Origin of the sequence: Vibrio sp. J2-4, from assembly GCF_021728155.1 — a bacterium.
Lineage (GTDB): Bacteria > Pseudomonadota > Gammaproteobacteria > Enterobacterales > Vibrionaceae > Vibrio > Vibrio diabolicus.
In genome coordinates, this window is the sequence record NZ_JAKKCN010000002.1 from 604,554 (window position 1) to 616,287 (window position 11,734).

The window sequence follows — 11,734 nt, forward strand, 5'->3', positions numbered from 1 at the left end:
GACTGCTAGCGGTGAATTTTTGAATCGGTTTGCATCGCTGAGCCTTTTAGATGTGCTTAAAGCTCGTAAAATCACTATAAAATTGATCTATTTCAAAATATCAAGCAGTGAAGGGGTTATAGTACATCTTGTCATCTCGTTAGTCATTGCGACTAACATGTTGAGCAAGATGACACTTCCTTTTGAAGGCTGACTTTACTTTCTCCTAATCAGGAAACTGATTAATTTTCAATTGGCGTAAGTTAATTGTTTTATAGATATTCCGACCACACAGTTATGTGTGGTTTTTTTTTGCTTCGATTTTACCTTCCATATACCTCTTACCGTTTTAACTCTCTATAGTTAATCATTATTAATCGCATAAGAATCAAAGAAGTAGGGTAATTGATCTACTTGCTTCACGTTTATTTAAACGCATGTTTGATAAATTTAACAAATTCATTACAATGCATCAGGTCAGACCTCTTGTATTTAAGGAGAAACAATGGGCAAGCAGGAAGTAAAAACACGCAATGGTGAGCGTGTCGCTATTGTCGCGGGGCTTCGAACTCCCTTTGCTCGTCAAAGCACGGAATTTAGCCAAGTGCCAGCGGTCGATTTAGGGAAAATGGTAGTAAGCGAAATGCTTGCTCGAACAGATATTGATCCGAAGTTAATCGAACAAGTGGTATTTGGACAAGTAGTACAAATGCCTGAAGCGCCAAACATCGCACGAGAAATTGTGTTAGGCACCGGTATGAACATCCATACTGATGCTTACAGTGTGACTCGTGCGTGTGCAACGAGTTTTCAAGCGGCGGTCAATGTCGCAGAAAGCATCATGGCGGGAACCATCGATATCGGTATTGCTGGTGGTGCAGACTCTTCTTCCGTCCTGCCTATTGGCGTATCTAAGAAACTGGCCGCTAATCTGCTTGCTCTAAGTAAGACAAAAACAATGGGTCAGAAGCTTAGCATCCTCAAAAACTTGAGCTTTAAAGACCTTATGCCAGTGCCTCCTGCAGTAGCCGAATACTCGACGGGCTTGTCGATGGGACAAACTGCGGAGCAAATGGCAAAGACGCATGGTATTTCTCGTGCAGAGCAGGATGCGCTTGCACATCGCTCTCATACGCTGGCTTCCCAAGCTTGGAAAGAAGGTAAGATCCAAGGTGAAGTGATGACGGCTTTTCCAGAACCATACAAAAAATGGATTTCGGAAGACAACAATGTCCGTCACGACTCAACCGTAGAAGGGTACGCGAAACTTCGACCTGCCTTTGATCGCCAGTATGGCAGTGTTACGGCAGCTAACAGTACGCCACTGACTGATGGTGGTGCGGCAGTGATGTTGATGCGCGAAGGTAAAGCGAAAGAGCTTGGCATGGAGATTCTTGGCTACATACGTGGCTACGCATTTTCAGCGATCGGTGTGGAAAAGGACATGCTGATGGGACCGACTTATGCCACAGCGAAAGTGCTAGAAAATACAGGCTTGGAATTGTCTGATCTGACGTTGATCGACATGCACGAAGCGTTTGCTGCGCAAGCATTGGCGAATGTGAAGATGTTTGCTTCAGATAAGTTTGCTCAAGAAAATCTAGGTCGTTCGAAAGCGATCGGTGAAATCGACATGGATAAGTTTAACGTGCTTGGTGGCTCAATCGCTTACGGTCACCCATTCGCGGCGACAGGTGCACGAATGATGACGCAAACCCTACGTGAACTGAAACGCCGTGGTGGCGGTATTGCATTGAATACCGCATGTGCAGCTGGCGGTCTTGGTGCAGCAATGATTCTGGAGGTTGAGTAATGAGCGAGCAAAAAGCATTTAGTCTAAAAGTTGATGAGCAGAATATTGCTTGGTTAGCGATTGACGTACCTAATGAAAAAATGAATACGCTACAGGCGGCTTTTGCTGATGAAATGAAAGAAATCTTTGCTCAGCTAAAAGACGCCAGTGGCATCAAAGGGATGATCATTCATTCCCTCAAACCGGACAACTTCGTCGCGGGGGCCGATGTTCGCATGCTAGAAGCGTGCACGACCGCAAGTGAAGCAGAAGCATTAGCGAGGCAAGGTCAAGAGCTATTCCAGCAGCTATCGGACTTACCATATCCTGTGGTTGCCGCTATTCACGGTCCATGTTTAGGCGGTGGCTTAGAGCTTGCTCTTGCATGTGATTATCGTGTTTGTACGGATTCAGATAAAACGCGTTTAGGCCTGCCAGAAGTACAGCTTGGATTGCTGCCAGGTACCGGCGGTACGCAGCGTCTGCCGCGTTTGATTGGCCTGTTACCTTCACTGGACTTGATCTTAACGGGTAAACAGCTTCGCGCAAAGAAAGCTAAAAAGCTGGGTGTGGTTGACGCCTGTGTCCCAGACACCATTTTGCTCGACGTAGCTAAACAGTTTATCGACAAAGGTAAAAACAAGGGTACGAAAAAGCTATCCACGAAAGAAAAAGTGATGTCGGGTAGCGGGTTAGGGCGCAAGTTTGTGTTTGAACAGGCAGCGAAGAAAACCAACCAGAAAACCCGTGGTAACTATCCTGCAACGGTCGCGATTTTAGACGTTATTCAGCATGGTTTAGAGAAAGGTTTCGCCCAAGGGCAAGAGCTTGAAGCGAAACGCTTCGGTGAGCTTGTGATGAGCTCTGAATCAAAAGCGCTCCGTTCTATCTTCTTTGCGACAACGGAAATGAAGAAAGAAAATGGTACGGATGCGAAACCCGCGCCAGTTCATAAAGTTGGCGTGCTTGGCGGTGGCTTGATGGGCGCAGGAATCAGCCATGTGTCTGTTGCAAAAGCGAAGGTGCCTGTCCGCATCAAAGACGTCAGCAACGATGGCGTTCTAAACGCACTCAACTATAACTACAAGTTATTCGAGAAACAGCGTAAACGTCGCATTCTATCAAAAGCCGATCTGCAAGCGAAAATGTTGCAACTGTCTGGCGGTGTCGACTTTACCAGCTTTAATCATATTGATGTCGTAATTGAAGCCGTTTTTGAAGACTTAGATCTTAAACAAAAAATGGTGGCGGATATTGAAGCGAATGCCAAGCCGGAAACCATCTTTGCGACTAATACTTCTTCGTTACCAATCCACAAAATTGCAGAAAAAGCGGAGCGTCCAGAAAACGTAGTGGGTTTGCATTACTTCAGCCCGGTAGAAAAAATGCCGTTGGTGGAAGTGATTCCGCATGAAACAACATCAGATGAAACCATTTCAACAGTCGTTGCACTTGCTAAAAAGCAAGGTAAAACCCCGATCGTAGTGAAAGACAAAGCGGGCTTTTACGTGAACCGCATTCTTGCGCCATACATGAACGAAGCGGCGCATATTCTGCTGGCTAACGAACCGATCGAAAAGATTGATACGGCGTTGCTTGATTTTGGTTTCCCTGTCGGCCCGATTACCTTACTGGATGAAGTCGGTGTCGACATTGGCGCGAAGATCATGCCGATTCTAGTCAACGAGTTAGGTGAGCGATTCAAAGGCCCGGACGTGTTCGATATCTTATTGAATGACGGTCGCAAAGGACGTAAGAGCGGGAAAGGTTTCTACACTTACAAAGGTAAGAAGAAAGAAGTCGATAAATCTATTTACAAGCTGCTTAAGCTCGACCCTGAATCTAAGTTGAGTGATAACGATATTGCGCTACGCTGTGTACTACCAATGCTGAATGAAGCGGTACGTTGTTTGGATGATGGCATCATTCGCTCGCCACGTGATGGTGATATTGGTGCAATATTTGGCATTGGTTTCCCTCCATTCTTGGGCGGTCCATTCCGTTATATGGATCAGTTTGGCATTAAAGAACTGGTTGAGAAAATGAATGAGTTTGCATCGAAGTACGGCGATCGTTACGCACCGTGTGATGGTTTGCTTACTCGAGCTGGAGAAGGAACCACATTCTATTAAACGTTGCTTCGGTAAAGAAAAAGGCTTGTCAGTGGCAAGCCTTTTTCATAAATAAGAAATGGTTACTTCTTCTTGTCTTTCTTATCTTTATTGTGGCCTTTACCTGGGTTGTCGTCCCCGTGAACGCTGCTGTTGCCTTTGTTGTCTTTATCTTTCCACTGTTTTGAAGAGCAATCATCTGATTTGATGGAAACATTGTCTCCGCTTAGGCGGACACAGTCGTTACTTAGCTCAAAGCCATCACCTTTCATCGAGATTTCAGCGTGTGCAGATGCCAGTGGCAGTATAATAGCCGCAAGTAGTAGTGCTTTTTTCATGATTACCTCATTAATTTATTTTTAGTGTGGTAATTAGAGCATAAGCCGCAATGGCGTAATTTCAATTTTCTGCCAATTATGGTGTCGATTCTATTTATGAGACCCACAACCTCATTGGTTTGTAGGTATATACTTACTAATCGATAATTTTATTACTGCGCAATTAGATCATCCTAAGCCGCAATCTTTTGGCCTAAGTTGGAACTCTTCAATCGATCCAATTTCTTGCCCTAAGTGGATGCGCGGAGCGTCCGAATGCGATTGCCCTTGAGAGTGCATGACCAATCGGTTTGCCGTGCGAGGTTTCAACTCATTAACGACAAAGCGAATCATGTCTGCTCGGGTCAATTTCTTCAGTTCAGCAAGTACCTTGTCACGTTGGTTAAACTCGGTGTCTTTGTTTCCTATTGCAACCCAAAGACGCTGAGCACGACCTCGCAGTGTGGTGTCCGGCGTCGCTATTTGATTCCACAAGCCGCGCTTACTGCTATGCCACTGGTAATCGTTCAGTTCTAACAGCACCATATAAAAGGCATTTAAGAACTCATCGATTGAGGTAACCAGCTCGGCAGGCGCTGCATTGGGTGACTGCACATAAAGCACAATACCCGGATGACGGTTAAGTGGCATATTGCCAGTGCCCACCATGTAACCTAATTGCTGTTTTGTGCGGATCTCGTGGAAAAATGTTGCCGACATGAGATGGTTCGCCAATGAGTATAGAGCGATGCTACGAGGCTCAATGTCCTCACACTGGTGGTAAATAACGACCGCCGAATCTTGCTGGTTACAATGTACTTCACGTTGAAAACTGCCGTTTTTTCCCAGCATGATGAGTGGGCGGAGCGCCTCTTCATAACGCTGCTCTTTTACTCTTAGGGCATCCTTTAAGGTCGTCGCCATGTCATGCGCTTGTTGACGCTGCCAATCTCCGTAAACAAACATTTCAACGTGCAGCTCTGCAAGAATTGATTCTACGAATACCGAGAGTTCATCGACTTCGATTTCTTCTAGCGCTTCGACTAAGGTTGCGAAAGGCGGGTTATTGGGTTGAAGTAGCCCTGTAAGTGCGTTAAACAGCTGCGAAATAGGACGATCTTGTGAAGCATTTCTCCAGTTACGTAACAGTTGCTGCTTGATGGTTTCAAAGCGTGCAGGGCTGAAATCTCGAGAAGCAAAACGGTGCAGGATCATTTCCAACAATTGAGGCAGTTTTTGGCTGAACCCTGAGAGGGTTAAGGTAACCCCGCCTTGGTGAGCATACATGTTGTAACCCATCCCTGCGATTTCCGCTTGATAGGTTTCTTTTGCTAGCGAATCGAGGAACATCTCGACACATAGGCGCGTTTTGACAATGTTCTTCGGTGATGCAACAGCATGAGAGCTGTCGATAGCGACATATACAACGCCTTTTGGCACGCGAAATTCATCGTCTTGTAAATGCCAAAGTCGGAAGCCTTCGAGATCTTCAATTAACTCTGGTAGTGAACCACCATTTTCGAACGGCATGGGATCGAGATCGTAGCAAATATAAGGGTTCTTTTCTGGTAAGACGAACTGCCAGCTTGGATCGATTTGTTGATAGAAGCGGCGTTGCTCATCACTAAAAGGCGTGACGGAATACGGAGTAAAGTACCATTCGGCAGTACGGTTGTATTCCAGTCCTTTTGCAATCAGGGTTACGCGGACATTATCGATGGTTAAGTATTGCAGCAACGAACGCTGCAGTTGTTCATCATAGCCCGCCATTTTGTAGTCGCCATAAATGGTATCGTCTGGCTGATAATGCTGCATATTGATAACAAGATGGCTAACCAAATCCATTGGTCGAGATGGTTCCTGGAAACGAAACGCCGACTCAAGCACCGCTTGTTTTTCGAGATAGCGCCATTCATCTAGGCCGTCTTGTTTGATCATCGAGAGGTATTGAAAAACCGCTTGGATGATGTCGTCAACGTGGTTGAGACCCAGCGGGGTGAGTGTGCAGCTAACCGTAAAATCTCGATAGTTGCTACCACTAGCACCGCCTCCCGCAGAAAGCGACGTAATCCAGCCTTCATTTTTTAGCTGGAGCATTAAGCTGCCTTCGCCTTCATAGCCGAGTAAATGCGCGAAGTAAGAGAGTGGTTTCAAGCCGTAGTGCTTATCCATCCCTGGCATTGGGAAGGTGAGAATGAGTTTTCGAAATTCTTTGATTGGTTCAACTTGAACTAAAATCCCGGTACTTTCTTTGGTGCTAATGGGGACATCAATCGATTTTCCACGAAGGTGGTGATTTGGGATATTGGCAAACATGGCTTCTACCCACGCTTGCTGATCATCGAGCGACTGTGGCCCAAAGAGCGTCAACGTCATGAGATCGGCAGAGTATTGAGAGTGGTGAAACTCGACAATTTCGTCGCGGATGGATTTACCATCTCGGTCACCTAATGTATCTAGGTTGCCGACTGAGAACTTAGAGAAAGGGTGATCTGGATTGATGACTTCTTTATTGACTTGATACAGGCGGCGAGAATCGTCATTAAGTTTGAGTTTGTATTCGGAGTCGACAGCCTGGCGTTCTTTGTCTAAAGCTTCTTCGTTAAACAATGGTGCGGTAAAAAATTGGCTAAATCGATCTAAGGCATTTTCAAAGGCATTCGGAGTAACATCAAAAAAGAAACAAGTGTGCTCAGTACCCGTCCAAGCGTTATTTGTTCCTCCATGCTGGCTAATATAGCTTTGAAACTCGCCCACTTTAGGGTATTTTTCCGTACCCAAAAAAAGCATATGTTCTAAATAGTGTGCCAGACCTTGGCGATCGTTTGGGTCGTCGAAGTGTCCAACGTTCACTGCTAGAGCAGCTGCTGACTGTTGAGCTGTCTCGGAATGAATCAGCAGTACACGCAGATCATTGCTCAAGGTAATGTAGCGGTATTGATTTGAATCGTTAGGACTTAGATGCACGATGCGTCTCCAGATTTCGCATTACAGTAATTATGAACCCCTAGCTAGGGGGCGCAAAGTTTGCGTTTCGACAAATACTGCTTGCCGTATTTTTGTTATTCGTAGACTTCTGCACAGGCCCATCGCGTTTGCGTATGGGGAAGAACTGTTTGAATGAATGCTCTGAACTCATAGCACAGTTAAATACTGTGATGAACTGAGTACATTCTTTTTAATAGATTGTTAAGAAAGTCGCTATCTTTAGCAAGCGAATTGGTATAATGAACAGATAATTATATCAGTATTTTTGTTTCGTCATTATTAAAGTTAGCCCCGTCTATCTAATAAAGATAGCAGTCAACCTTTTGGTAGCGTTAGCTATCCCTAGGAAATAACATGAAAATATTCATCATGCGTCACGGCGAAGCCGAGCATTTTGCAGATTCAGACGCAGCACGACAATTGACCCCAAGAGGCAGAGTCGAATCAGAAGCGGTTGCGAGAGCCTGTAAAGAACAAGGTTTTGCGCAATTCGATAAAGTGTTGGTGAGTCCGTACATTAGAGCTCAACAAACTTGGCAAGAGATCAGCGAGTATTTTGCTGCAAAAAGCATCGAAACTTGTGAAGATATTACACCTTACGGTCAATCTGAGCATGTATTTGATTTTGCAAGTGCATTGATTGAAGTGGAAAAACTAGACTCGCTTCTGCTTGTCTCTCACTTGCCTTTGGTTGGTTATCTCACTTCAGAGTTTGTAAAAGACATGGCACCACCGATGTTTCCTACATCAGGTCTAGTATGTATTGAATACGATCTACAAACGCAAAACGGTGAAGTGCTGTGGCATATTACGCCATAAGCGTCGAAACCAAATAAGCATTTAAACATTAGATATAGAATGAAGAAAGGCAGGAAATTTCCTGCCTTTTTGTTTAATTGCTTCTACAGTGAGCTAGTTACTTTTCTGGAATCGAGAGCAAAACTAACAACGCACCATCACCGCCGAATTCTAGTGGCGCTTGGTGGAAAGCCATTACGTCAGGGTGTTGTGCTAACCAAAGTGGCGCTTTCTGTTTCAGGATGTGTTTACCAATGCCATGTTGCACACACGCACAGTGAATCTCGTTTTTGACGCAGTAGGCGATCATCGCACCAAGTTCGCGTTTAGCTTCTTGTTGTGTCATGCCGTGCATATCGAGGAATACGTCCGGTACATACACGCCGCGACGTAGACGTTTAACTTCATAAGTGGAGACGTCGTCACGTGCATAACGAGTTGGGCCTTCTTCATTTAAGAGAGGGACAAACTCGTCGGAGAAGTAAAACTCAGAATCACTCGCTTCCCGGTTGGAGCGCTTGATTTCTTTTTGCTTAGTATTTTTTTTTGGTTGCTGGATTATGGTATCCTGTCGCAACTTTTTTACGCCCTGTACTGCTTCCTGAAACAAGGCGAAATCGTCATCGTGTTCGGTGTCTTTTTTGCTCATTAGGTAAACAATTTCATTAATAAACTTTTATTGGCAGTATTGTAGCGCTTTTCGGAGGCAATTTTGGATAAGATTTTTGTAGAAGAAGCGGTATCGGAGCTGCATACCCTTCAAGATATGATTCGTTGGACGGTAAGCCGCTTTAACGCAGCGAACCTGTTTTACGGTCATGGTACTGATAATGCGTGGGATGAAGCGGTTCAGCTTATCCTGCCAACCTTATACTTGCCGATTGATGTGCCTCCGCACGTATTAAACTCTCGCCTAACGACCAGCGAGCGTCTGCGTATTGTTGAGCGCGTAGTAAAACGTATCAATGAACGTACACCAACTGCATACCTAACCAACAAAGCTTGGTTCTGCGGTCTTGAATTCTTCGTTGATGAGCGCGTACTTGTGCCACGTTCTCCAATCGGTGAGTTGATTCAAGCAGAATTCCAACCTTGGTTGGTGGAAGAGCCTGCGCGCATCATGGACCTATGCACAGGCAGCGGCTGTATCGCAATTGCATGTGCTCACGCGTTCCCTGAAGCTGAAGTGGATGCGATTGATATCTCAACGGACGCACTACAAGTCGCGGAGCAAAACGTACAAGATCACGGCATGGAGCAGCAAGTCTTCCCAATTCGCTCTGACTTGTTCCGCGACCTACCAAAAGAGAAGTACAACCTGATCGTGTCTAACCCACCATATGTGGATGAAGAAGACATGAACAGCCTGCCAGACGAGTTCACACACGAACCTGAACTTGGTTTAGCAGCCGGTACGGATGGCCTAAAACTTGTGCGTCGTATTCTTGCAAACGCACCAGACTACCTAACAGATAACGGCATTCTTATCTGTGAAGTTGGCAACTCAATGATTCACATGATGGAACAGTACCCAGAGATTCCTTTCACTTGGATTGAGTTCGAGAACGGCGGTCACGGCGTATTCATGCTAACGCGTGACCAGCTGGTTGAGTGTGCAGAAGAGTTTAAACTGTACAAAGACTAATAGGGTCTTGCACTAAATGTCAAAACACCGAGCTTTATGCTCGGTGTTTTTTTATGCATACCTCGCCGATATTAACTCTTTACATCAAAACGTAATAAAGCCACTATGAATCCACGAAGAATTGGAAAGCAGTTGCGCTCTGGTTTGAGAGGGCGTAGCGATAAAAACTTGAGGAAGTAATGGCAGGAAACAGTATCGGACAACATTTCCGAGTGACGACATTCGGGGAAAGTCACGGTATCGCACTGGGATGTATCGTAGACGGATGTCCTCCGGGGTTAGAAATTACAGAAGCAGATCTGCAAATCGATCTCGACCGCCGTCGTCCAGGCACATCACGTTACACCACACAACGTCGTGAACCGGATGAAGTTAAAATTCTTTCTGGTGTTTTTGAAGGCAAAACCACAGGCACATCGATCGGTTTGCTAATTGAAAACACCGATCAGCGCTCAAAAGATTACTCGGACATCAAAGATAAATTCCGTCCGGGTCATGCTGATTATACTTACCACCAAAAATATGGCATCCGTGACTATAGAGGTGGCGGCCGTTCGTCTGCTCGTGAAACCGCAATGCGAGTGGCGGCGGGTGCAATCGCGAAGAAATACTTGAAAGATGAGTTTGGTGTTGAGATTCGCGCGTATTTATCACAAATGGGTGATGTTTCTATCGACAAGGTAGATTGGAACGAAATCGAAAACAACGCGTTCTTTTGCCCAGATGTGGACAAAGTAGAAGCGTTTGACCAACTTATCCGTGACCTGAAAAAAGAAGGCGACTCAATTGGCGCGAAAATTCAGGTTGTGGCAACTAACGTGCCTGTTGGTCTTGGTGAACCTGTATTTGACCGTCTGGATGCCGACATTGCGCACGCGCTAATGAGCATTAATGCGGTGAAAGGCGTTGAGATCGGTGACGGCTTTGATGTGGTAAACCAAAAAGGCAGTCAACATCGTGATACGCTTGCTCCTGAAGGTTTTGGCAGCAATCACGCGGGCGGTATTCTTGGCGGTATCTCAACTGGTCAAGACATTGTGGCTAACATTGCGCTTAAGCCAACATCAAGCATCACAGTTCCGGGTGAGACCATCACAAAAGAAGGTGAGCCAACTCAATTGATCACCAAAGGCCGTCATGATCCTTGTGTGGGTATTCGTGCCGTACCAATTGCTGAAGCGATGCTAGCGATTGTGGTGATGGATCATTTGCTGCGTCATCGTGGTCAAAACCATGGCGTAACAACTGAAACACCGAAGATTTAAGCTTAAAAATAAGCTTGATAGAGAGACAAAAGGCTGCTCATTGAGCAGCCTTTTTAATGTGTTTTCATTACGCGTTTAGATTTAAATTAATGGAGTGAGCCTTCCGTTTCCAAATTGAAAGAAGGGAGACGCCACTTAAAACGTACCGCGGCCATACGCAGCATATAACCGGTGATCAGTGTAATGATAGTGGCTGTTACATCGGGAACATTAAATTCTAATAGCGCTAAGTACATTCCTGATGCGATAAGAGCGACAGAAGCGTAAAGTTCTTCATGCAGTACCAACGGTGTTTGGCGACAGATTAAGTCGCGGAGTAGACCACCGAATACACCCGTTACTAGCGCTGAAACCATACAAATTCCAGGGTGTAAGCCCATGCCCATCGCAATCTTAGTTCCGATGATGCTGAACACGATCAAACCTAACGCATCAAGGCGGATGAATAGACCTTTTAGCTTAATCACCCATTTCGCTAAGCCTGTGGTAAGTACACCCGCAACACACGTGATTGCTAGGAACTCTGGGTTTTTTACCCAACCAAGAGGGTAGTGCCCCAGTAAAATGTCACGTACGGTGCCACCACCAATGGCCGTTGCACTGGCCACCAACATAACACCAAACCAGTCCATTTTTCTTCTACCAGCACTCAACGCACCTGTCATGGCTTCAGCCGTGATACCAATGATATACAACACACTTAGCAACATAGGGAGACACTCAACGTAAAAAGTTACTACGTTCTACGTGAATCATCGTAGGCGCAGCAACAACACTTACAAAAGGTTTTATCATTCTTAAAAAGTGATTAAAACCAGCAACATGCCTGTAATCAAACC

Annotated in this window: 9 protein-coding genes; 5 read left to right on the top strand and 4 right to left on the bottom strand. The window is 45.4% G+C overall.

The features are described 5' to 3' along the window. Positions 1 to 484 precede the first annotated feature (484 nt). Positions 485 to 1,792 (top strand): acetyl-CoA C-acyltransferase FadI, encoded by a 1,308-nt coding sequence (gene fadI / locus L3V32_RS08215; protein WP_005394284.1) that lies wholly within the window; start codon positions 485 to 487, stop codon positions 1,790 to 1,792. Continuing rightward, the gene (gene fadJ / locus L3V32_RS08220; RefSeq protein WP_237284097.1) at positions 1,792 to 3,903 is read left to right on the top strand and encodes a fatty acid oxidation complex subunit alpha FadJ; all 2,112 of its coding nucleotides are present in this window, start codon (positions 1,792 to 1,794) and stop codon (positions 3,901 to 3,903) included. Before fadI ends, fadJ begins: the two co-directional genes overlap by 1 nt. Before the next feature lie 62 nt (positions 3,904 to 3,965). Here the strand turns inward: fadJ and L3V32_RS08225 are convergent, their stop codons facing one another. Further along, positions 3,966 to 4,220, bottom strand: coding sequence for a CG2 omega domain protein (locus tag L3V32_RS08225; RefSeq protein WP_237284098.1), 255 nt, complete (start codon positions 4,218 to 4,220; stop codon positions 3,966 to 3,968). Positions 4,221 to 4,388: 168 nt separating this feature from the next. Then, positions 4,389 to 7,166 carry an insulinase family protein gene (locus tag L3V32_RS08230; protein WP_237284099.1) on the bottom strand — a complete coding sequence of 926 codons (2,778 nt, stop codon included), beginning with the start codon at positions 7,164 to 7,166 and terminating at the stop codon, positions 4,389 to 4,391. A gap of 375 nt (positions 7,167 to 7,541) precedes the next feature. On the opposite strand from L3V32_RS08230, the gene sixA reads away from it, so the two are divergent. Further along, positions 7,542 to 8,006: a phosphohistidine phosphatase SixA gene (sixA, locus tag L3V32_RS08235; protein WP_005397904.1), complete on the top strand. Its 465-nt coding sequence runs from the start codon at positions 7,542 to 7,544 to the stop codon at positions 8,004 to 8,006. Positions 8,007 to 8,103: 97 nt separating this feature from the next. Here the strand turns inward: sixA and smrB are convergent, their stop codons facing one another. Then, positions 8,104 to 8,634: an endonuclease SmrB gene (gene smrB / locus L3V32_RS08240; RefSeq protein ID WP_012841540.1), complete on the bottom strand. Its 531-nt coding sequence runs from the start codon at positions 8,632 to 8,634 to the stop codon at positions 8,104 to 8,106. A 63-nt stretch (positions 8,635 to 8,697) separates the two neighbouring features. Between smrB and prmB the strand changes: the two genes are divergently transcribed. Both prmB and aroC read left to right on the top strand, forming a co-directional pair. Continuing rightward, positions 8,698 to 9,630, top strand: coding sequence for a 50S ribosomal protein L3 N(5)-glutamine methyltransferase (prmB, locus tag L3V32_RS08245; protein WP_054868017.1), 933 nt, complete (start codon positions 8,698 to 8,700; stop codon positions 9,628 to 9,630). Between the two features lie 179 nt (positions 9,631 to 9,809). Continuing rightward, positions 9,810 to 10,895, top strand: a complete 1,086-nt coding sequence (gene aroC / locus L3V32_RS08250) for a chorismate synthase (protein WP_005397911.1) — start codon at positions 9,810 to 9,812, stop codon at positions 10,893 to 10,895. An 86-nt stretch (positions 10,896 to 10,981) separates the two neighbouring features. On the opposite strand, the gene L3V32_RS08255 is transcribed toward aroC, so the two are convergent. Beyond that, entirely contained in the window at positions 10,982 to 11,605 is a 624-nt protein-coding gene (locus L3V32_RS08255) for a trimeric intracellular cation channel family protein (protein WP_074191661.1), read from the bottom strand. Between the last annotated feature and the right edge of the window lie 129 nt (positions 11,606 to 11,734).